General features: G+C 72.1%; 20 protein-coding genes. 10 read left to right on the top strand and 10 right to left on the bottom strand.

What is annotated here, in order from left to right:
• Positions 1–25: 25 nt before the first annotated feature.
• Positions 26–988 (top strand): helix-turn-helix transcriptional regulator, encoded by a 963-nt coding sequence (locus ACIRQF_RS34960; protein WP_404098659.1) that lies wholly within the window; start codon positions 26–28, stop codon positions 986–988.
• 139 nt (positions 989–1,127) lie between these two features.
• On the opposite strand, the gene ACIRQF_RS34955 is transcribed toward ACIRQF_RS34960, so the two are convergent.
• Positions 1,128–2,153, bottom strand: coding sequence for an RNA polymerase sigma factor RpoD/SigA (locus tag ACIRQF_RS34955; protein ID WP_382482766.1), 1,026 nt, complete (start codon positions 2,151–2,153; stop codon positions 1,128–1,130).
• Positions 2,154–2,318: 165 nt separating this feature from the next.
• On the opposite strand from ACIRQF_RS34955, the gene ACIRQF_RS34950 reads away from it, so the two are divergent.
• Positions 2,319–2,831: a GNAT family N-acetyltransferase gene (locus ACIRQF_RS34950; RefSeq protein WP_404098656.1), complete on the top strand. Its 513-nt coding sequence runs from the start codon at positions 2,319–2,321 to the stop codon at positions 2,829–2,831.
• A gap of 25 nt (positions 2,832–2,856) precedes the next feature.
• Here ACIRQF_RS34950 and ACIRQF_RS34945 read toward each other — a convergent pair whose 3' ends face one another.
• Positions 2,857–3,663, bottom strand: a complete 807-nt coding sequence (locus tag ACIRQF_RS34945) for a dioxygenase (RefSeq protein ID WP_382482765.1) — start codon at positions 3,661–3,663, stop codon at positions 2,857–2,859.
• A gap of 154 nt (positions 3,664–3,817) precedes the next feature.
• Between ACIRQF_RS34945 and ACIRQF_RS34940 the strand changes: the two genes are divergently transcribed.
• Complete coding sequence (locus ACIRQF_RS34940) at positions 3,818–4,306, top strand: MarR family winged helix-turn-helix transcriptional regulator (RefSeq protein ID WP_376637099.1); 489 nt, start codon at positions 3,818–3,820, stop codon at positions 4,304–4,306.
• A gap of 66 nt (positions 4,307–4,372) precedes the next feature.
• Here the strand turns inward: ACIRQF_RS34940 and ACIRQF_RS34935 are convergent, their stop codons facing one another.
• Both ACIRQF_RS34935 and ACIRQF_RS34930 read right to left on the bottom strand, forming a co-directional pair.
• Positions 4,373–5,914: an MFS transporter gene (locus ACIRQF_RS34935; RefSeq protein WP_404098654.1), complete on the bottom strand. Its 1,542-nt coding sequence runs from the start codon at positions 5,912–5,914 to the stop codon at positions 4,373–4,375.
• A gap of 98 nt (positions 5,915–6,012) precedes the next feature.
• Positions 6,013–6,642: a TetR/AcrR family transcriptional regulator gene (locus ACIRQF_RS34930; RefSeq protein ID WP_382482834.1), complete on the bottom strand. Its 630-nt coding sequence runs from the start codon at positions 6,640–6,642 to the stop codon at positions 6,013–6,015.
• 311 nt (positions 6,643–6,953) lie between these two features.
• Between ACIRQF_RS34930 and ACIRQF_RS34925 the strand changes: the two genes are divergently transcribed.
• Complete coding sequence (locus tag ACIRQF_RS34925; RefSeq protein ID WP_404098651.1) at positions 6,954–8,228, top strand: M6 family metalloprotease domain-containing protein; 1,275 nt, start codon at positions 6,954–6,956, stop codon at positions 8,226–8,228.
• 21 nt (positions 8,229–8,249) lie between these two features.
• Here the strand turns inward: ACIRQF_RS34925 and ACIRQF_RS34920 are convergent, their stop codons facing one another.
• The 4 genes from ACIRQF_RS34920 to ACIRQF_RS34905 form a co-directional block, all read right to left on the bottom strand.
• A complete protein-coding gene (locus ACIRQF_RS34920) occupies positions 8,250–9,887 on the bottom strand; it encodes a class I adenylate-forming enzyme family protein (protein WP_404098648.1) in 1,638 nt (545 codons plus the stop codon).
• 100 nt (positions 9,888–9,987) lie between these two features.
• The gene (locus ACIRQF_RS34915; protein ID WP_376637103.1) at positions 9,988–10,668 is read right to left on the bottom strand and encodes a ScbR family autoregulator-binding transcription factor; all 681 of its coding nucleotides are present in this window, start codon (positions 10,666–10,668) and stop codon (positions 9,988–9,990) included.
• An 88-nt stretch (positions 10,669–10,756) separates the two neighbouring features.
• Positions 10,757–11,992, bottom strand: a complete 1,236-nt coding sequence (locus tag ACIRQF_RS34910) for a cytochrome P450 (protein ID WP_376637118.1) — start codon at positions 11,990–11,992, stop codon at positions 10,757–10,759.
• Positions 11,993–12,113: 121 nt separating this feature from the next.
• Positions 12,114–12,800: a ScbR family autoregulator-binding transcription factor gene (locus ACIRQF_RS34905; protein WP_376637104.1), complete on the bottom strand. Its 687-nt coding sequence runs from the start codon at positions 12,798–12,800 to the stop codon at positions 12,114–12,116.
• A gap of 289 nt (positions 12,801–13,089) precedes the next feature.
• Between ACIRQF_RS34905 and ACIRQF_RS34900 the strand changes: the two genes are divergently transcribed.
• Positions 13,090–14,922: an acyl-CoA dehydrogenase gene (locus ACIRQF_RS34900; protein ID WP_404098644.1), complete on the top strand. Its 1,833-nt coding sequence runs from the start codon at positions 13,090–13,092 to the stop codon at positions 14,920–14,922.
• Between the two features lie 320 nt (positions 14,923–15,242).
• Positions 15,243–15,746 (top strand): TetR family transcriptional regulator, encoded by a 504-nt coding sequence (locus ACIRQF_RS34895; RefSeq protein WP_382482759.1) that lies wholly within the window; start codon positions 15,243–15,245, stop codon positions 15,744–15,746.
• Positions 15,747–16,152: 406 nt separating this feature from the next.
• Here the strand turns inward: ACIRQF_RS34895 and ACIRQF_RS34890 are convergent, their stop codons facing one another.
• On the bottom strand, positions 16,153–16,839 hold the full coding sequence (locus tag ACIRQF_RS34890) for a ScbR family autoregulator-binding transcription factor (RefSeq protein ID WP_376637107.1): 687 nt from the start codon (positions 16,837–16,839) through the stop codon (positions 16,153–16,155).
• A gap of 172 nt (positions 16,840–17,011) precedes the next feature.
• Positions 17,012–17,782, bottom strand: coding sequence for a response regulator transcription factor (locus tag ACIRQF_RS34885; protein ID WP_404098641.1), 771 nt, complete (start codon positions 17,780–17,782; stop codon positions 17,012–17,014).
• A 457-nt stretch (positions 17,783–18,239) separates the two neighbouring features.
• On the opposite strand from ACIRQF_RS34885, the gene ACIRQF_RS34880 reads away from it, so the two are divergent.
• The 4 genes from ACIRQF_RS34880 to ACIRQF_RS34865 form a co-directional block, all read left to right on the top strand.
• The gene (locus ACIRQF_RS34880; protein ID WP_389753701.1) at positions 18,240–19,163 is read left to right on the top strand and encodes a ScbA/BarX family gamma-butyrolactone biosynthesis protein; all 924 of its coding nucleotides are present in this window, start codon (positions 18,240–18,242) and stop codon (positions 19,161–19,163) included.
• A gap of 31 nt (positions 19,164–19,194) precedes the next feature.
• Positions 19,195–20,124, top strand: coding sequence for an NAD-dependent epimerase/dehydratase family protein (locus ACIRQF_RS34875; RefSeq protein WP_404098639.1), 930 nt, complete (start codon positions 19,195–19,197; stop codon positions 20,122–20,124).
• 111 nt (positions 20,125–20,235) lie between these two features.
• On the top strand, positions 20,236–21,228 hold the full coding sequence (locus ACIRQF_RS34870) for an aldo/keto reductase (protein ID WP_404098636.1): 993 nt from the start codon (positions 20,236–20,238) through the stop codon (positions 21,226–21,228).
• Between the two features lie 166 nt (positions 21,229–21,394).
• Positions 21,395–21,762 (top strand): biotin carboxylase N-terminal domain-containing protein (locus tag ACIRQF_RS34865; RefSeq protein WP_404098634.1); only part of this gene is annotated, 368 nt, incomplete at its 3' end.

Below are 21,762 nucleotides of genomic sequence, written 5' to 3'. Positions count from 1 at the left end.
CTAGATAAGCGACATCCTGGAGAACATGACGGACACACCGGCACGACTCCTGAACCTGCTGTCGCTCCTCCAGACCCCGCGCGAGTGGCCCGGCAGCGAGCTGGCAGAACGTCTCGCGGTCTCGGCACGGACCATCCGGCGGGACATCGACCGGCTGCGGGAACTGGGCTATCCGGTCGAGGCGACGAAGGGCGCGGTGGGCGGCTACCGGCTGGTGGCCGGGACGGCGATGCCGCCGCTGCTCCTGGACGACGAGGAGGCGGTGGCCATCGCGGTCGGGCTGCGGGCGGGAGCGGGGCACGCCATCGAGGGGGTCGAGGAGGCGTCCGTCCGGGCTCTGGCCAAGCTGGAGCAGGTGCTGCCGTCCCGGCTGCGGCACCGGGTCTCCACGCTCCAGAACGCCACCATCCCGCTGACCCGGGGTGACGGCGCGACGGTCGCCCCGTCCACGCTCACGACGCTGGCGGGCGCGGTGACGGGGCAGGAGCGGCTGCGGTTCGGCTACCGGGCGGGCGACGGCAACGAGACGAAGCGGCTCGTGGAGCCGTACCGGCTGGTGTCGACCGGGCGGCGCTGGTATCTCGTCGCGTACGACATGGGGCGGGAGGACTGGCGGACCTTCCGGGTGGACCGGGTCAGCGAGCCCTTCCCGACCGCGGCGCGGTTCACTCCGCGGGAGCTGCCGACAGGGGACGCGGCGGCCTATCTGACCCGGTCGATGGCGCGGGCCCAGCCCGAGGTCGAGCTCGACGTCAGCTTCGAGGCGCCGGCGGAGTTCGTGGCGGGGCGCCTGCCGGCGCATCTCGCGCCCGTGCCGGTCACGGAGACGAGCTGCCGGCTGCGGGCCCGCACCAACGACTCCACCGAGTGGCTGGCCGTCCGGCTGGCGCTGGTCGACGCGCCCTTCACGATCCACGGGCCGGTGCCGCTCGTGGAGTACACCCGGGACCTGGCGACGCGGCTCGGTGCGGCGGCGGGCCGCCGGTAGCGGGGCAGCCGCAGCCGGGCCACCGGCGCGGCGCCTGTCCTGGTGGTAGCGGCATGCCCCGGACGGGCCTGCCCGACCGGGGCAGCCGGAGACCTCGCTCCGCCGCGGCGGAGCGAGGTCCCGGTCGCCGGAGGGTGCTCTAGGCGACCGCGTCGAAGCCCGTGTCCCGGGCCATCTTCTTCAGCTCCAGGAGCGCGTGCTTCTCGATCTGGCGGATGCGCTCGCGGGTCAGGCCGTGTTCCTTGCCGACCTCCGTGAGGGTGCGCTCGCGGCCGTCCTCGATGCCGTAGCGCATGCGGATGATGGACGCCGTGCGGTTGTCGAGCTTGTCGATGAGGTCGTCGAGCTCCTCGCTGCGCAGCAGGGTGAGAACGGACTGCTCGGGGGAGATCGCCGAGGTGTCCTCCAGGAGGTCGCCGAACTGCGTCTCGCCCTCGTCGTCCACCGACATGTTGAGCGAGACCGGGTCGCGGGCCCAGTCCAGGACGTCGATGACCCGCTCGGGCGTCGAGCCCAGCTCGGCGGCGATCTCGGCGGGCTCCGGCTCACGGCCGTTCTCGCGGTTGAACTCGCGCTGCACCCGGCGGATGCGCCCGAGCTCCTCCACCAGGTGGACGGGGAGCCGGATCGTGCGGGACTGGTCGGCGATGGAGCGGGTGATGGCCTGCCGGATCCACCAGGTCGCGTACGTGGAGAACTTGAAGCCCTTGGCGTAGTCGAACTTCTCGACCGCGCGCACCAGGCCCGCGTTCCCCTCCTGGATCAGGTCGAGCAGCGGGAGGCCGCTGCGGGGATAGCGGCGGGCCACGGCGACGACCAGGCGCAGGTTGGACTTGATGAAGAGGTCCTTGGCCCGCTCACCCTCGGCGACGAGCGCTTCGAGCTCCTCGCGGGTCGCCCCGCCCGCCTCGCCGGATTCCGCCGCGCCGGCGGCCGAGGAGACGGTCCCGTCGAGGATCTGCTGGGCGTAGACGCCCGCCTCGATGGTCTGGGAGAGCTCGACCTCCCTGGCGGCGTCGAGCAGGGGCGTGCGCGCGATCTCGTCGAGGTACATGCCGACCAGGTCGCGGTCGGCGATCTCCCCGCCCACGGCGCGAACGCTGCTTGCCCGGCTGCCTCCGCTCGCGGCGGACGACTGACGACGGGCGACGGCACGGGTTGCCATGCGTGCTCCCTTGCTGAGTAGGTCGCGACACCTTTTCGGGTGCCCTGCATCCGACGGAAACAACGACTGGAATCAGGACAGAATTCCCACCCGGCACATGGATTTTCGCGATCATGCAGTATCCTGCGCCGCCGAAACCCCGCCGACGACACGAAGGAACGCACCATGCGACCCACGGATGTGCAGGTCAGGGCGGGGGAAGAGGCCGACCTCGGCGCGCTCACCAAGATCTACAACCACTACGTCCGTGAGACCGCGATCACATTCGACACGGAACCCTTCACTCCGGAGCAGCGACTCCCTTGGCTCCGCTCCCACCCTGAAGACGGCCCGCACCGCCTTCTGGTTGCGAGGGACGAGCGGTCCGACGAGATCCTCGGCTACGCGACGAGCAGCGCGTTCCGGCCGAAGCCCGCGTACGCCACCTCCGTGGAGGTGAGCGTGTACCTCTCCCCCGCGGCCCGCGGACGGGGCATCGGCACGCTCCTGTACGAGGAGCTGTTCGGGGTCCTGGCCGGGGAGGACGTCCATCGCGCGTACGCGGGCGTCGCGCAGCCCAACGAGGCCTCGGGCCGCCTCCACGCCCGCTTCGGCTTCCGCCCCGTCGGCGTCTACCGGGAGGTGGGATGGAAGTTCGGCCGCTACTGGGACGTGGCCTGGTTCGAGAAGGAGCTCTGACGGACCGCCTCCGGCCGCCGGCGCCTCATCCGAACTGGACCGAGCGCTTCGCCAGGCCCATCCAGAAGCCGTCGATCACGCTGCGCTCCTCGCCCAGGTCGCCGGCGGCGTCCGCGGCGCCCATCGTGACGAAGAGCGGGGCGAAGTGTTCCGTGCGCGGGTGGGCGAGCCGGCCGGCGGGCGACTTGCGCTCGAAGTCGAGCAGGGCGTCGACGTCGCGCGCGGCCAGCGCCTCGTGACCCCAGGCGTCGAACTCGGCGGACCAGCCGGGCACGCCGCCGCCGGTGTGCCGCAGGGCGGCCAGGTTGTGGGTGAAGAAGCCGCTGCCGACGATCAGGACGCCCTCGTCGCGCAGCGGGGCGAGCTTGCGCCCGATGTCCATGAGGCGGCGCGGGTCGAGGGTCGGCATGGAGATCTGCAGGACGGGGATGTCGGCCCCGGGGAACATCTCCACGAGCGGGACGTAGGCACCGTGGTCGAGGCCGCGGTCGGGGATGTCCTGCACCGGCGTGCCGGGGGCGCGCAGGAGCTTGCGGACGGACTCGGCGAGCGCGGGGGCGCCGGGGGCCTCGTAGCGGACCCGGTAGTAGTGCTCAGGGAAGCCCCAGAAGTCGTAGACGAGCGGAACGGTCTCGGTGGCGCCGAGCGCGAGCGGGGCTTCCTCCCAGTGGGCGGAGACCATGAGGATCGCCTTGGGGCGGGGCAGTCCGGCCGACCAGGCGGCGAGCTCGCCGGGCCAGACGGGGTCGTCGGCGAGCGGCGGTGCGCCGTGCGAGAGATAGAGGGCCGGCATCCGGGTGGGGGCGGGGTTCCGTTCGAGCGTGGCGTCCATGGCGTCCGCCTCCTTGGCTGCGCGTCCTGGGGGTCCGTCGTGTCCCTGGAGGACCGGGGACCCGAGATGTTCCTTGAAGTTTCAAGCTCGATGCTCGGGAACAGCTTAGACCCGATCTAGTTCAACTTTCAAGAATTGGCCGTACCATGGATCCATGACCGAACCCCGCTGGCTCAGTGACGAGGAACAGCGCGTGTGGCGCGCCTACCTCCACGCCACCACCCTCCTCGAGGACCATCTCGACCGCCAGCTGCAGCGCGACGCCGGGATGCCGCACATCTACTACGGACTGCTCGTGCAGCTCGCCCAGGCCCCGCGACGCCGGATGCGCATGACGGAGCTGGCGAAGGACGTGAAGATCACCCGCTCGCGGCTCTCCCACGCCATCGCGCGCCTGGAGAAGAGCGGCTGGGTGGCGCGCGAGGAGTGCCCCTCCGACAAGCGGGGTCAGTTCGCCACGCTGACCGACGAGGGGTACGCGGTGCTGAGCCGCACCGCGCCCGGTCATGTCGACGCCGTGCGTCAGGCGCTCTTCGACCGCCTGACCGCGGAGCAGGTCGAGCAGCTCGGCGCGATCATGCGGACGGTCGCCGAGGGCCTGCAGCCCACGGACCCGAACGCGGACCTGCCCTGGCTCCGCTGAGCCGGGAGCTCAGCGGAGCCAGGGCAGGAAGCGCCGTGGAGGTGGACCGCACCGGGCGGCCGGGGGTCAGTGGGCGATGACGGGGACCTTCAGCTCGTCCTGGGCGCCCGCGCCCTCGCCCGAGCCGGCCACCACGCCGGTGCCGGGCCTGCCGGTGTTGATGAGGGTCAGCGCCAGGGTCGCGGAGACGACCAGGATGCCGACCGCCCACCAGATGGCGGCCGCGTAGCCCTCGACCATGCCCTGGAGCTGGAGCAGCTTCTGGGCCGCCGGGGTGGTGGCGCCGGCCGCGTGGTCGGCGAGGTACGCGGTGGTCGCCGAGGCGGCGATGGTGTTCAGCAGGGCCGTACCGATGGCTCCGCCGACCTGCTGCGAGGTGTTGACCATCGCGGAGGCGACACCGGCGTCGCGCGGGTCGACCCCGTGCGTGGCCAGGGACATGGCCGGCATGAACGCCGTGCCCATGCCGAGGCCGAGCAGCAGCTGCGCGGGCAGGATCAGACCGGCGTACGAGGAGCCGATCTCCAGCTGGGTCAGCAGCAGCATGCCGAGGGCGGCGGTCAGGAAGCCGGGGCCCATCAGCAGGCGCGGCGGGACCCGGGTCATCAGGCGGGCGCCGATCTGGGTGGATCCGGTGATCATGCCCGCGATCATCGGCAGGAACGCGAAGCCCGTCTTGACCGGCGAGTACCCCTTCACGACCTGCAGGTAGTAGGTCAGGAACAGGAACAGGCCGAACATCGCGATGACGGCGAGACCGAGCGACAGGTAGACACCGCCGCGGTTGCGGTCGGTGACGACGCGCAGGGGCAGCAGCGGGGACTTCACCCGGGACTCGGCGAAGGCGAAGGTGGCGAGCAGTACCGCGGAGGCGACGAACAGACCGATGGTCGTCGGGTCGGACCAGCCGTCGGACTCGGCGCGCGTGAAGCCGTAGACCAGCGAGACCAGACCGAGGGTGGACAGGACCACGCCGGGGATGTCGAGCGGCGAGCGGTTGCGGCCGCCGGCCGGCTCACGGATGACGAAGTAGGCGCCGACCGCCGCGACGATCGCGAAGGGGATGTTGACGAAGAAGGTCCAGCGCCAGTTCAGGTACTCGGTGAGGAAACCGCCGAGGATCAGACCCACGGCGCCGCCACCACCGGCGATCGCACCGTAGATGCCGAAGGCCTTGGCGCGCTCCTTGCCGTCGGTGAACATCACCGCGAGCAGCGAGAGGGCGGCCGGGGCGAGCAGCGCGCCGAACGCGCCCTGCAGCGCGCGGGCCCCGAGCATCATGGCCTCGCCGGTGGCGGCGCCACCGAGGGCGGAGGCCGCGGCGAAGCCGATCAGGCCGACGACGAAGGTGCGCTTACGGCCCCACAGGTCGGCGATCCGGCCGCCGAACAGGAGCAGTCCGCCGAAGGCGAGGGCGTAGGCGGTGATGACCCACTGCCGGTTGCCGTCCGAGATCCCCAGGTCCTGCTGGGCGGAGGGCAGGGCGATGTTCACGATCGTCGCGTCGAGCACGACCATCAGCTGGGCGAGGGCGATGAAGACCAGTGCTTTCCAGCGACTGGGGTCGGCCTGGGCGGCCGGGGGAGGGGTCGTGGTGATTTTTGACATGGGGGTAGCCACCTCTTGGCGCGGAACGGTGAAAAACAGCGAAAAGGTACGGGGATGAAGCGGGGTACGGCGTTACGGAGCCGCGGGCACGGGCGGGGTCACGAGCCGGAGCAGGACTGGCTCCTCAGGTCTTCCAGGGTCGCGGCGGAACCGGGCAGTTCGGAGCGCGCGGGCGCCTCCAGACCGTCCAGGAACACCTGCAGATGACGGTGGACGAAGCGGTCCATGTTCAGACAGCCCGTCCCGGGCAGCGGCCGGGTCAGCTGGGAGACCGCGACCATGAGGTCCCCGACGCCGATGTCGGCGCGCAGTCGGCCGGCCGCTCGCGCCCGCTCGACGAGGCCTTCGACGGCCTCCTCCAGGCGGGTGCGCTCGGCGTCCAGGTCGGGGTGGTGCTTGTCGAAGTCGCCGTCGAGCATCGGGCACAGGGCGCCGATCCGCTCGTCGGCGGCGGCGTGGGTGAAGCGGCGGAGGGCGGCGAAGGGGTCGCTCTCCCGCTCGGCGGCCTCCTGGGCCCGCTCGGTGATGCGGGCCATCAGGGAGACGACGACCTCGCGGACGAGGTCGTCGCGCTCGGGGAAGTTCCGGTAGAGCGTGGCGTTGCCGACGCCGGCGCGGCGCGCGATCTCGTCGAGCGGCACCTGGGCGCCGGACTCGACGAACATCTCGCGGGCCGCCGTCACGATCCGCTCCCGGTTGCGCAGCGCGTCCGCGCGGGGGCGCGGCATGCGCCGGGCGGGCGCGGTGTCGGCGGTGCTGGTGCTCACGGTGCCTCTCCCTGTCTCGTCTCGGGGTCTGTCTCGTCTCGAAGCATCTCCGGGTCCGACTCCGGAACCCATCCGGGGAAGGAGTCCCCACTTCGCCGGACACAGGGGTAAACGGGGACTGGGTCCCCGGTTATTTCCCGCTCATGATGTGACCTGGCTCACACGTCCGGCCCGGCGGGTCGGACTCCCCCGGTCGGGCCACCCGGCGCGCGCGCCCCCCTCCCCCGACCGAGGCTGATCGCATCGATGACGCTGCTCAGAGAGGCGACCGGATGCAGGGCACCCGCCGACGGATACGCAGACCCATCGCCCTGGCCGCGGCGACGGCCCTCGCGCTCGCCGCGCTGGCAACGGCCAGCTCGACCCTGCCCGGCCCGGCGCCCGCCTCCGCGGGTCCCGTGGCCGCCGGCCCCGGGGAAGCGCCGCTGGGACCGTGCCGCATCGCCACGACGATGGGTGTGCAGATGTCGGAGGGAATGCCCACCTCCCCCGGATACGCCCGCTCCACGGGCCTGGTCCGGGCCCTCAACCTGATGATCGACTTCCCGGACGCCCCCGGGCAGGGCACCGCGATGGGCCGCTACGACGAGTTCTTCCCGAAGACCACCGAGTGGTTCCGCACCAGCTCCTACGGGCGCCTGGTCTACCGGCCCGACGCCCCGATACCCGACTGGCTGCGGATGCCGCACCCCTTCTCCTCGTACGGGGTGGAACGCGGCTCCCCGTACGAACCGGGCTACCGCAAGCTCGTCGAGGACATCGTGAGGGCCGCCGACTCCCAGGTCGACTTCAGCGCCTACGACCTGGTCAACGTCCTCGTCACCCCGAACGCCGGGCCCTCGGCCCTCGACACCGTGCTGTCCGTGACCTTCTCGGGGAACGACGACGCCCCCTACGCGGACGGCGTCCCGCTCTCCAACACGTCCTTCGTCTACAGCCGGCAGGACGACGGCTCGGGGACCTACGCCGAGACCGGCTACCGGGTCCTGCCCCACGAGAACGGGCACGTGTTCGGGCTGCCCGACCTCTACACCGTCGACGGCGGCGGCACCGTCGGGCACTGGGACATCATGTCCGAGGACTGGGGGGCCAACAACGACCTGCTCGGCTGGCACAAGTGGAAGCTCGGCTGGCTCGACAACGACCAGGTCGGCTGCGCCGCCAAGACCGGCGACTTCGAGTACACGCTGACCCCGCTCGCCACCACCGGCGGCCCGAAGCTCGCCTTCGTCCCGCTCTCCGGCACCTCCGGCTACGCGATCGAGGCGCGCACCCGCGAGGGCAACGACGAGGCGGTCTGCAAGCCCGGCGTCCTGGTCTACCGGGTCGACACCGACGTGGACACCGGACACGGGCCGGTCACCGTCACCGACAGCGACCACGGCAGCGGTGGCTGCACCCGGCGCCCGAACGTCCACTCGGAGCTGTCGGACGCCCCCTACGGACCGGGCGAGAGCTTCCACGACCGGGCCAACGGGATCCGCGTCACCGTCCTCGGCGAGGACACGGAGACGGGCGGCTACCGGATCCGCATCTCACGGAGCTGAGCTCGCGCAGCTCCGGGCGCCTCACCGGTCCAGGGCACCCGCGACCCCTGCGCGCAGCTCGTGCTTGAGGACCTTGCCGGCCGCGTTGCGCGGCAGCTCCCCGTCCCGTACGACGACGTGCGCGGGCACCTTGAAGGCGGCGAGCCGCGCCCCGACGTGGGCCCGCAGCTCGTCCGGTCCCGCGGTCGCGTCCGGCCGGAGCCGGACCACGGCGGCCACCTCCTCGCCGAGCTCGGCGTGCGGGACGCCGAGGACCGCGGCCTCGAGGACGTCCGGATGGGCGTGCAGGACACCCTCGACCTCGACGCAGTAGACGTTCTCGCCGCCCCGGATCACCAGGTCCTTGATCCGGTCGACCACGGTGACCCGTCCGTCCCGGAGGTGGGCGAGGTCGCCGGTGCGCAACCAGCCGTCCGGGGTGAAGGCCGCCCGGGTGGCCTCCTCGTCGCCCCAGTAGCCGCGGATCAGGGACTGGCCGCGCAGCCACAGCTCGCCGACCCCCTCGGCGTCCGGCCGGTCGATCCGCACCTCGGTCGCCGGGGTGGGCCGGCCGACGCTGCCGGGGTGGGCGCGGTACTCGGCACCGAAGTTGGCGAGCACGCCACCGCAGGTCTCGGTGAGTCCGTAGCCGTTGCGGGGCTCGATCCGCTCCCCGTACGCGGCGGTGAGGCGGGCGGTGATCCGGGGCGGGGCGGCCGCCCCGCCGGTGCTGAGCTGGACGAGCGAGTCCAGCGGGTCGCCGCTGCGCTCGGCCAGGTCGAGCAGCTGGAGGGCGGTGGTGGGGACGCCGGCGTAGTGCGTGACGCGGTGCGCGCGGATCAGGTCCAGGGCCGCGGCCGCGTCCCACTTGCGCATCATGACGAGGGTGCCGCCGGCCGCCATGACCGAGTAGAAGGACGTGAAGGCGGCGACGTGGAAGAAGGGGAAGGTGGTGAGCGAGACCGGCGCGGGGCCGGCACCGGGGCGCTCGCCGCGCCCGAGGGCGGAGGCGGCCGCGAAGTAGCGGGGGTTCATCGCGGCCCCCGCCTGGGCGAGGTGGGTGGCGACGGCACCCTTGGGGCGGCCCGTGGTGCCGGAGGTGTAGATGATCGTGGCGTCGTGCTCGGGCAGCACCTCGACGGGCGGCGGCCCGGGGAACGGGTCGGTGTCGGGGACGTACGCCTCGAAGCCCTCGGAGGCCTCGCCGTGGAAGACGATGCCGGGCACGGCGTGGGCGCGGGCCCAGGCGCAGACGCGGGGGACCCGCTCGCCGTCCACCAGCAGCACCCGGGGCGCGCAGTCGTCGAGGGCGTGGCGGAACTCGTCCTCGGTCCACCAGGCGTTGAGCGGCACGGCGACGAGTCCGGCGAGCTGGGCGGCCCAGAAGGCGACGTGCCACTCCGGGTGGTTGCGCATCGCGACGACCGCCCGGTCGCCCGGGCGCAGTCCGTGCACGTCCACGAGCCGGCGGGCGAGGCCGCAGGCGGCGTCGAAGAAGGCGCGGTAACCGGTCACCCCGTCCTCGGAGACGAGGAACGGGCGGTCGCCGTAGCCCCAGGTGGCCTCGACGAACTCGCGCAGGGTCCGCGGGCCTCCGGTGTAGACGCCGTTCTCGACGGCGAAGGGCGCGCCGGGCCCGGTGAGTACCCCGGCGACCGGGTCGGTGTGCGGCTCGGCCACGGTGCGGCTCCCTCTCTGCCGTCGGCCCCGGCTTCGTTCCCCCGGCGCCTGCCGGGGCACGCGCCCGGCAGGCGACGCTATGCGCGCCCCTGCGGGCCGGTCAAGGACGGGCCTCGGCCCCGACGGCCGGCTCCTCGTGGACCTCGGCGACGACTCCCCCGTACGGCTCGTCCTCCGCGCCCGAGGCGACGAACAGGCCCACGCGGGTGGCGCCGACCACGCGGGGCAGCAGGAACGCCCAGAACCGGGTCAGCGGGGCCGGCTCCAGCCAGCGCGGGTCCTGCTGCCCCAGGGCCGCGTGCCCGGCGGCCACCGCCACCACGGCGGCGGCGACGTCCGAGCCCGTCACGTCCGGGGCGAGCAGTCCCGCCCGCTCGCTGCGTGCCACGACGGACTCGACCCACTCGCGCCAGGCCCGCCGGAGGTCCTGCGGCATCCGGGTGCGCTCCGGCCCGCCGGCGCTGAGCACGAAGCCCGCGCGCAGCACCGGGTCGACGCGCAGCCCCTGGACGAGCTCGTGGCTGGCGTCGATGAGGGTCTGCAGGGGCAGCGCCTCGCGCTCCCGGGTGATCCGCACGAGGCGGTCGCCGGCCGCCGCGACGACCGCCTCGGCCAGCGCCGCCTTGCTGGGGAAGTGGAAGTGCAGGGCCCCGCTGCTGACCCCGGCCCTGGCGCTGATCGTCGCCAGCGAGGCGACCTCGAAGCCCTCCCGGTCGAAGAGCGTGGCCGCCGACTCGACGAGGGCGTTGCGCGTCCGAATCGCCCGCTCCTGCTTGGCCAAGGGGCCTCCGTCACCGCCGTGGTTGTCACACGTGTCACTCCACAGTAACAAACCGGATGAGCGGTTTTCCGGCTCCCCCCGGAACTCCTCAGCCGCGGGCGGCTGTCCGCACGGGCAGCGCCCCGTAGCCGTTCAGCAGGAAGGTCGGGAGCGGAGCCAACTCCTCCGCCGGGCAGGCGAGTTCCAGGTCGGGGAAGCGCTCGAAGAGCGCGGCCAGGGCGACGGTCGCCTCCAGGGTGGCGAGCGGGGCGCCCAGGCACCGGTGCGCTCCGTGACCGAGACCGAGGGTGTCCCGGTCGGTGCGCAGCACGTCGAAGCGGGCGGCGTCAGCGCCGTAGCGGGCCGGATCCAGGCCCCCCGCGGCGAAGTTCACCAGGATCGGGTCGCCCTGGGCGATCTTCAGGCCGTCGAGTTCGAGGTCCTCGACGGCGAAGCGCAGCGGCGAGTAGGCGGCCGGGCTGTGGGTGCGCAGGGTCTCGGCGACCACGTCGTCCCAGCTCGCGCGGCCGGCCCGGACATGGGCCAGCTGCTCGGGGTGGGTGAGCAGCGCGGCGGTGGCGTTGACGACGAGCGCGGCGGTGGTGTCCTGGCCGGCGGCTATCAACAGGAAGAGGGAGCCGAGGAGTTCGCTCTCGGTGAGGGCGTCGGCACCGTCGCGGGCGGCGATCAGGGAGGAGGTCAGGTCGTCGCCGGGCTCCTGGCGGCGGGCGGCGACGAGCTCGGCGAGCAGCCGGAAGGCGGTGCCGCGCGCGGCCTCCATCGTCTCGGCGGAGACGCTGGAGCTGAACACGGTGCGCAGGGCCGCCGTGAGCTCGTCACGGGCGGCCCCCTCCGCGACGCCCATGAGCTCGCAGATGACCTGGAGGGGCAGCGACTCGGCGTATCCGCTGCGCAGTTCGGCCGGCTCCCCGGCGGTGAACCGGGCGGCGAGGCCGTCGAGCAGCCCGGCCGCTATCTCCTCGACCCGGGGCCGCAGGGCCGCGGTACGGCGGGCGGTGAACGCGGCGGCGACCAGGCGGCGCAGCCGGGCGTGCTCGGCCCCGTACGCGAAGAGCATGTTCTCGTTGGCGACCCACGGGTAGAGCGGCCACTCGGGCGTGATCCGGCCCTCGACGAAGGCGGGCCAGTGGCGCCGGGCGTCCTTGGAGACACGGGGATCGACGAGAAGCGCCTCGACCTGCTCTTGGCGCACGACGGCCCAGGCCCGTACGCCACCGGGGAGTTCGACCTGCACGGCGGGGCCCTGGTCCCGCAGCATGGCGGCCTCGCCGGCGAGGTCGCGTCCGGTCACGTCGAGGGCGTAGGGGCAGGAAGCCTTTTCCATGGGGTCCATGCGTGTGTTCTCCGTTTCGGTTCGGCCGTACGTTCCGTGCGTGCCCCCACCGCACACGCAACCGAGGAGAGCGTGGCTTCCCCTCCCCCTCGTCCCCTTCGCCGAGGCGTCGTCAGTTCGCCGGCAAGGCGACGGCGGTGCCGCCGTTGCGCGCCAGCAGCGCTTCCTCGTAGGCCCGTTCCGCGCGGGACGGCTCGAAGTCGAGGCGGACGAGGACGCCCGGCACGGCGATGGCGCTCAGGAGTGTCCGCATCAGGTCGGCGACCCGGTCCACCATGTCCGCGTGCTGGGTCATGATCTTGGACAGCATCTGGACCCCGGTGAAACTGCCGGTGAAGAGCGTCGCGGCGGACGTGATGTCCACGTGCGGCAGCAGCTCGCCGGCCGCCTTCGCGTGCGTGAGGACGTCGATGTTGTGGTCGATCCAGCCGCGCATGGGGACCTGGCGGTCGAGGCCGTCCTGCAGCGAGCCCTGCTCGACGGTGAGGCGGATGCTGCCGCGCACCATGGGGTCGCCGACGCGCAGCAGATGGGCGAGGACGAGCGCCTCGTCCGTGAGCTGCTGGAGGTGGAGTTCGCGCTGCGGCACCGGCGGCAGGGCGCCGACCTGTCCGGCCAGCACCTCCTGGGCGAGCTCCTCCTTGGAGGAGAAGTGGAAGTACAGGGCGCCCTTGGTCACCCCGCAGCGCTTCAGGACCTCGGAGATCGTCGCCGCCTCGTAGCCGACCTCGTCGAAGAGTTCGGCCGCTGCGAGCACGATCTTCTGACGTGTACGGATGGCCCGTTCTTGTTGCGCCACTACATCCTCCGTACCTCGCGGAAACCGAAACAAACCGCGAGGCTGGTATTCCAACGGCTCACATGGAGTGATGCGTCGGCGACCGGTCTCTCCGCAGGGACTCACGACGCGCGTAGGGTGGGCCCCGGCGATCCCGGTTTCTTCACACATCCACATTTCGAGAATAAAACCATCCAACCGGTTTGACAAGGTTTGACAGGCTATTGAAACAAAACCGGGTGGTACGTATCTTACTCTTGACAGGTCAGACCACCCTCACCGGTCAACTCACTTCGGGGGACGAGCCGAGATGCTCCAGCATGCGGAGGCACCGCTCAGACAGGCCGGAGACGGCATCGCCCCAGGCGGCGCGGACGAACTCACCCGCCTCCTCTTCGACGGGGACGACCGCGAGCGCGTCCACGGCGAATGGCGGCGCCTGATCGCCGGCGAGGCCTTCGCCCACCGCCCCGACCTCACCCCCGCCGAGCGCATCGCCCTCTCCTACGACCGCCTGCGGCTCGTGAACGACACCGTGACCGGCCCCGCGGCCGAGGCGCTCAGCTACGACGCGCACCGGCTGGCCGCCCTGCACGAGTGGACCGGCTTCCTCGACGGCGGGCTGTGCACCCTCGCGAGCATCCACTACAACCTCTTCCTCGGCAGCCTCCTCGACCACGACGGCTACCGGCGCGACCTGTCCCCCTACACCGCCATGGAGCGGGTGGGCACCTTCCTGTGCACCGAACTCGCCCACGGCAACGACGTCACGTCCCTGGAGACCGTCGCCCGCCACGACCGCGACACCGGCGGCTTCGTCCTGCACACCCCCCATCCCGGGGCGCGCAAGTTCATGCCCAACACGAGCCTCGCGGGCGGCCCCAAGACCGCCGTCGTCGCCGCGCGCCTGCTCGTCGACGACGAGGACCAGGGCATCTTCCTCTTCCTCACCCCGCTCAGCGACGCCGAGGGCCATCTCCCCGGCATACGGGTGCACCCGCTGCCGGACCGCACCGGCACCCCCGTCGACCACTGCCTCACCTCCTTCGACCACGTACGACTCCCCCGCGAGGCGATGCTGGAGGCGGCGCACGGCCGGCTGGACAAGGGCGGCCGGCTCACCAGCAGCCTCGGCAACCGGCGCAAGCGGTTCCTGCGCTCCGTCGGCCGGGTCACCATGGGCAAGCTGTGCATGAGCGGCGGCACCCTGGGCATGGCCCGCGCCGCGCTCTCCATCGCCGTCCGCTACTCCCACCACCGCAAGATAGGCGCCCCCAAGGCCGGCGAGCGGATGCCGCTCAGCGCCCACCGCAGCCACCACGGCCGGCTGCTCCGCGCCGTCGCCACCGCCTACGCGATGACCTTCCTGCACCGCTCGGTCGTCGACCGGTGGGCCGGTCACGACCCGGCCGACCCGGTGGAGCGGGAGGAGGTCGAGCGGCTGATCGCCATCGCCAAGGGCTGGATCACCTGGCAGGCCCGGGACATCACGATCGAGGCGCGCGAACGCTGCGGAGCCCAGGGCCTGTTCCCCGCGAACGGCCTCTCCGACCTGCCGCTCAACGTCGAGGGCGGCATCACCGCCGAGGGCGACAACCTGGTCATCTGGGTCAAGGCCGGCTCCGAGCTCGTCTTCGCCCACGAGGCCGGCCCGGCCCGTGCCCCGCGCGGCGAGCTCGGCGACCTGGGATTCCTGCGCGACCTGCACGCCTGCGTCGAGCGCATCTGGCAGAACCGCGCCCGCACCGCCCTGCGCGGCGGCCCCTCCGGCGACCCCGTCGGGCGCTGGAACGAGACCTCCGGCGCCGCCCTGGAGATGGTCGCCGCCCACGCCCGGGTGCGCGCCGCCGACGCCCTGCTCGCCGCCACCGCCCGCGCCACCGCACCGCGCACCCGCTTCCTCCTGGAGGGCGCCTCCCGGCTCTTCCTCCTCCACGAACTGCGCCCGCACACCGGTGACCTGCTCGTCGCGGGGCACCTCACCCCGGCCCAGGTGGAGGCCCTGCACGGCACGACGGAAAGCGCCGTCGCGGACCTCGCGCCCCATCTGACGGCTCTGGTGGACGCCTTCGACCTGCCCGCGGAGTACCTGGCGGCGACCCCGCTCGCGAATGCGGACTACCTGGACCGTTTCGGGTCCTGACCGCCCGCCCGGGAGGGGCCGACCACGCCTGAGCCAAAACATACAGACCTGTATGTTGGTTAACTGCCCCAAGAAAAGGATTTGACGCGTACACGGCGCTCCCTAGCAGGAACCGGCCGTCTTGCGTGGAATTTGAGATACGTACCCTTCCGTGGGTGTCCTTCGAAACAGGCATAGCTGTATGGTTCTTGCTGGCGGAGGCACCTTCGGCGCCTCCTCACACTTCGGGCTGTCGCAGGGAGAGCCGTCGTACCGGGCAAGGGACATGCGCGATGCAAAAACGGTCGCATACGACCCGTCAGGCACTCGTGGGTGCCACCGTGGAGCTCATCGCGAACGGCCGGCTCGCCGACGCGGGACTGGTCAACATCTGCAACACCGCCGGGGTCAGCCGTGGCGCGCTCTACCACCACTTCCCGTCCATCGCGGAGTTGGTGGCGGAGGTCCACACGCAGGCCCAGGACCGCGTCCGGACTCTCGCCGACGACAGTTTCGCGGACGGGGGCGCCGACGCGCCCGCGCGGTTCAGCGTCGCCCTCGGCAGGGCCCTGGCGGACGACCAACTGGTGCGCGCGGGGCTGCGGTTGGCACCTGACGGCACCGACAACCCGCCCCGGCTGCGCGAGGCGATGCTGGACCGGGTGCGCGCCGAGGTCCTCACGGAGACCCCCGAACGCCCGGACCGGAAGATCCTGGCGGACCTGGCCGTCGTGGTCACCGCGGGCCTGGAGTCCCTCGGGTACACCGACACGGCCTGGTGGAGCCGGGAGAGCACCGAGCGGATATGGGACATGCTGCTGCCGCTGTTCAAGGAAGCCGGCTGAGGCCCTGCGGACGGACCGGCCGGCCGGCCGACACGGACAGGCGGTCGGTGAGTCGGTCCGCCGCGGACGGTCGGTGAGCCGGTCCGCCGCGGACGGTCGGTGAGCCGGTCCGCCGCGGACGGTCGGTGAGCCGGTCCGCCGCGGACGGTCGGTGAGCCAGTCCGCCGCGGACGGTCGGTGAGCCAGTCCGCCGCGGGCGGTCGGTCGCGGTCGCGTCGGCCCAGGCGCCAGGTCCGACGGAACGCCTCCGGCCCGGCCGTACGGGCGGCGCGGACGGCGGACGCCGCACCGGGACCCGCGGCCTTGCTCCTGGCGTACAGAGAGGGCGGGCGGACAGCGGGCGGCCCGGTCGGGTCACGCCGGGCCGGCAGCGGAGCCGTCGGCCGGGGCGTGTGACGTCCGAGGTCTAGGGGGCCTGGGTGGCCGCCGCGGCGGCGGCCTGCTCGGTCAGGACCTCGGCCCGGGCCACGTCGGCGGCGACGAGCTCGTCGGACGGCGGGGTGACCCGCAGGTTGCCGATCAGGCCGGGGGCGACCATGCCCGGCAGCAGGAAGCGCCACATGGCGCTGACGCGCTGGGGCAGGTCCTCACGGTTCGTGTAGACCTGCGACATCACCTGGAGGCCGGTGAAGGCGCCGATGATGACGGTCGTGGCGTCGCCGACGTCCAGGCCCGGCAGGATCTCGCCGTGCTGCTGGGCCTCGGCGAGGAGTTCGCCGATCGCGACGGTCGACTGCTCGTAGGGCGTCTCGACGGGGCGGGGGAAGGACGTCTTCTCCACCGCCAGGCGCACGCTCGCCCGCAGCACCGGATCGCACTGCAGCTGGACGGCGAACGCGAAGGTCAGGTCGATCACCGACTGGAGTTTGGTGGTCCGCTCGGGAGCGAAGAGAGCACCGCCGTGCGCGTCGAGCAGCGCCATGGCGATCGACTCTTTGGAGGGGAAGTGGTGGTAGAGGGCCCCACGGGTGAGACCGCTGCGGGCCAGGATCTCGTTCGTGCTCGCGGCGTCGTAGCCGCGAAGGTCGAAGACCTCGGCGGCGGCCTCCAGGATCGCTTGCCTTGATCGCGTTCCGCGTTCCTGCTTTGCCATACCCCGGATCCTCGCCACTCGCCAACGAACGAAACAGACAAGTCTGCATTCTACTTACCCGTGCGCCGCTGGCCAGGGGCGCGCAAGCGGAAACGGACAGACTGCGCACTTCCGTCGCGCGCCGGGGTGCGGAGAGCCCTCGCCTCCGGCACCGGGCGGCCGCGACGCGCCCTCACGGGTTGCCCAGACGGAAACCGACACCTCTGACGGTCACGATCCAATGGCTGGATCCGAGCTTGCCGCGCAAGCTGCTCACATGCGTGTCGATGGTGCGCCCCTTGTGCGACCACGCGTCGTCCCAGACCTGAGTCATCAGCTGCCGCCGGGAGACGACGGCGCCCGGCTGGATCGCGAGCATGTGCAGCAGGTCGAACTCCTTGCGGGTGAGGTCCACCGGGCGCCCGTGCAGGGTGACCCTGCGGGTGTCGGCGTCGATCCGGAGCGGACCGTACTCGATCGTCCGGGCCGTCGGCGAGGGCCGCACGCGGCGCATCACCGCCCCTATGCGGGCGAGGAGTTCATGGAAGCCATAGGGCTTGACCATGTAGTCGTCGGAGCCGGCCTGCAGCCCGAGGACGCGGTCGAGCTCGCTGCCGCGCTCGGTCACCGCGATGATCGGGGTGTCGCTCATGGCGCGAATGCTCCGGCAGACCTCCAGGCCGTCCAGGTCGGTCAGGTCGAGGTCGAGCAGGATGAGGTCGGCCTGGCGGTGCACCTGGAGCGCCTGGCTCCCGGTGGTCACGCTGTCGGCGCGGTACCCCCGCCGAATCAGGTCCTGGACCAGGGCCTTGGCCGAACGCTCCTCGTTCTCGACGACCAGGATGCGCAGGGCAGGGTGCTCGACCGGGACGTGCAGTCGCGGCGCGGCGGGGTGGGCGTGCTGGGGCACGGGGTGAAGCCGCGCGGTGTGGGCGTCGGGTAGGTCTGCTACCTGCTGGTTCATCTGGTCCTCCTGGAGCGCCGGCGTCACCGACTGCCAAATGCTCGTCTCGAAGTTCAGGTGCTCGGCGAAGATACCAAACAGACTTGTCTGATTGTCAATGCGTATTGAAGCAGCCGTGTCAGGGCTGCTCGAACACCCCTGACCTGCCTTGACGTAGAAAATGGGGTGCTTTGCACCGGCCCCGCCGAGCCCCTTTGCCTAGCCGGGCCGACGTGGGACGATGGCCAAGAACCGGCAAAACTGCCGGTTCCTTGATCTCGTTGCGTGATGCGCTTGCTCCGCTGCGCGCAGGCGCCGGCGGAGCCTGGGACTCCGTTCTTCGACACGCCCGACCCCAACTTTTTACTTGATTTACCCAACAGACCTGTCTGTATTTTGTTGGGTGTGTGGACCGAACGGGGGCTGTTGCCACACTCAGCAGCTCCGCCCTGCCCGAAAACAGACAGGAGCGCCAGCCATGACCGCAATGCTCGATTCCGCGCCCACGGCTTTCACCACCACCGTTCCGCGCCAGTACGTGCACCGGGCCGCTGTCTCTGAGGTCCTGCTCACCGGTTGGCGGTGGACCGAGGAGCCCGACTCCTTCGTCGTGGGGGCCCAGTGGCCGCGCGGTCACGCGCTGTTCGCCCAGTCCGGCGGCTACCAGGACCCGATGCTCCTGGTCGAATCGGTGCGCCAGACAGGCGCGTTGCTCGCGCACGCCGAGTTCGGGGTCGGCTTCGGGCACCAGTTCCTGATGCACTCCATCTCGTTCGCCTCGAGGATGGAGCTGTTCGTCGCCACACCCACCCCGACCGAGGTCGAACTGCACACCGTGTGCCGCGACATCGTCCGGCGGGGCAAGGAACTGGGGGGCATGCGCTACGAAGTGAACGTGAAGATCGACGGAGAGACCCTGGCCACCGCCGGCGCCTCCCTGAGCTGCACCCGGCCGAGCGTCTACAAGCGCCTGCGCGGCGAGCGGCCCACCTGCACCGACCGCCGGCCGGGACAGCCGATAGACCCGGCCCGGGTGGGCCGCACCGACCCGCAGCACGTGGTGCTCTGCGAGGATCCGGGCGGCAGAGCCAACCGATGGGAGCTCCGCGTCGACTGCAGCCACCCGATCTTCTTCGACCACCCCGTGGACCACGTCCCCGGCATGGTCCTCCTGGAGGCCGCCCGGCAGGCCGCGCACGCCGTGACCGGCATGACCGACACCGTCGTCCTCGACCTGTCGAGCACCTTCGAGCGGTACGCCGAGTTCGACGCGCCCACCGTCATCGAGGCCGAGCCGACCGCGGTCGACCCCTCCGGCGACGTCCACGTCCGGGTGCGCGGGACCCAGAACGGCGCATCCGTCTTCGTCACCCACCTCACCCTGCGCACGCGCAGCCGGTGACCCACGACCGTCACGCGACCGGAGCTCCCACGTGCAGAACATCCTGATCACCGGAGCGGGCGGATTCATCGGCGCCCACGTCACCCGTGAAGCCGCCCGCCTCGGCGCCCGGCTGACCCTGACCTCGCACCGCACACCGCCGCGGCCGCCCGCCGCGGGCCGGGCCCGGATCGTACGGGCGGACCTGGCCGACCCGGCCTCGCTGCACGGACTGTGCGACGGCGCCGACGTCATCCTGCACTGCGCCTCGCGGATCGGCGGGACGCCCGAGGCGAACGAGGCCGTCAACGCCCGGGGGACCGCCGCACTCGTCGCCGACGCGCAGCGCGCCGGAGTCTCCCGGATCGTCCACCTCAGCACCGCCTCGGTATACGGACGCGGCATCTTCCGGTGCGCCCGCCCGGAACAGCTGCCGCGCCGGCCGCGGTCGCCCACCTCCCGGACCCGGGCCGAGGCCGAGGACGCCGTCCTGGCCGCCGGGGGCGTCGTCTTACGGCCCCACCTGGTCTACGGCCCCGGCGACGCCTGGGTCGTGCCCGGGCTCAGCCGGCTGCTGCGGACACTGCCCGGCACACCCACCGGCTGGGACGCCCGGCTCTCGGTCATCTCGGTCGCCGAACTCGCCGCCCTGATCGTCGCGGTCGGCCTCGCCCCGCGCGAGGGCCTCTCCTCGGACGTCTACCACGCGGCCTATCCCGAGCCGGTCACCGCGTCCGCGCTGCTGCAGGCGGTCGCCGGCCGGATGACTCCCCCGCCGCCCCGGCGGAACATCGGTCTCGCGCACGCCCGTGCCCTGCCGACGGAGAACGGGGCCGCCACCCGCGCCCTGGACATGCTGGCCACCGACCACTGGTTCGACAGCGCCCCGCTCTGGGCCGACCTGGGCCGCGCACCGGGCCCCGGATGGGAGGCCGACCTCGCGCGCATGGCGGAGTGGTACCCGGACGCGGCCGCCGCCTGATCCCGCTCCCCCCGTCGTCCGGGCCCGGCCCGGCCCCGTACGGCACCCCCCAGCCCCGATCGCCCCGGCACCGGCGCGCGGTCGGAGATCCAGCACTACTGAAGGACTCACGTGGAATACACCAACCTCGGCCGCAGCGGACTGTCCGTGTCCCGGCTCGTGCTCGGCACGATGAACTTCGGGACGCAGACGTCCGAAGCCGACAGCCACACGATCATGGACCGGGCGCACGACCGCGGCATCAACTTCTTCGACACGGCCAACGTGTACGGCACGCGGCCGGGCGAGCAGCCCACCGAGCCGATCATCGGCCGCTGGTTCGCCGGCGGCAACGGGCGGCGCGAGAAGACCGTGCTGGCCACCAAGGTCTATCTCCCGACCGGCAACTGGCCCAACGAGTCGTACCTGTCGGCGCTCAACATCCGGCGTGCCTGCGAGGCCTCGCTCCAGCGCCTGGGCACCGACTACATCGACGTCTACCAGATGCACCACGTCGACCGGAACACGCCGTGGGAGGAGATCTGGGAGGCCTTCAGCGTCCTCCGCCAGCAGGGCAAGGTCCTCTACTTCGGCTCGTCGAACTTCGCGGGGTGGCACATCGCCCAGGCGCAGGAGGCGGCGAAGGCGCGGCACTTCCTCGGCCTGGTCAGCGAGCAGTCCCGGTACAACCTCATGACCCGCTGGGTCGAGCTGGAGGTGCTGCCCGCGGCCCGGCACTACGGCCTCGGCCTGATCCCCTGGGGCCCGCTCAACGGCGGCGTCCTCGGCGGCGTCCTGCGCAAGCTGAAGGAGGGCGGCGCCGCGCGCGGCACCTCCGGGCACTCCGCCGGGCTGCTCGCCCAGCACCGCGACACCGTCGAGGCGTACGAGAAGCTGTGCGCCGAGATCGGCGAGGACCCGGCGCACGTCGGCCTGGCCTGGCTGCTCGCCCAGGAGGGCGTGACCGGCCCCATCATCGGACCGCGCACGGCCGAGCAGCTCGACGGCTCGCTGCGCGCCCTGACGATCCGGCTCGACTCGACCGTGCTCGCGAAGCTGGACCAGCTGTTCCCGCCGCCCGGCCCGAACGGGGCCAAGCCGGCGCCCGAGGCCTACGCCTGGTGAGCACGCTCGCGTGCTGAACGCCGCCCCGGAGCCACGTACCCGTGCGGTGGTGCGTGCCTCCGGGGCGGCACCCGTCCCGCAGGACCGGCCGGGAGCCTCGCCAGAAGCGGGGGCGGCCGGATGTATTCGTACTCTCAGCAGAGACTTTCAGCAGAAGGAAGGCATCGTGCGCAAGGTGCTCATCGCCAACCGTGGCGAGATCGCTGTCCGGGTGGCCCGTGCTTGCCGGGATGCCGGGATCGCCAGTGTGGCCGTCTACGCGGACCCGGACCGGGACGCTCTGCACGTCCGGGCCGCGGACGAGGCGTTCGCGCTGGGTGGCGACACCCCGGCCACCAGCTATCTGGATTTCGACAAGGTGCTGTCGGCGGCCAAGGACTCGGGGGCGGACGCGGTCCATCCCGGTTACGGCTTCCTGTCCGAGAACGCGGAGTTCGCGCAGGCCGTGCTGGACGCCGGTCTGACCTGGATCGGCCCGCCGCCGCAGGCGATCCGTGACCTCGGCGACAAGGTCGCCGCCCGGCACATCGCCCA

The sequence above is a fragment of the Streptomyces sp. NPDC101191 genome (assembly GCF_044767915.1).
Taxonomy (GTDB): domain Bacteria; phylum Actinomycetota; class Actinomycetes; order Streptomycetales; family Streptomycetaceae; genus Streptomyces.
This window is presented reverse-complemented; position numbering and strand designations above follow the sequence as displayed.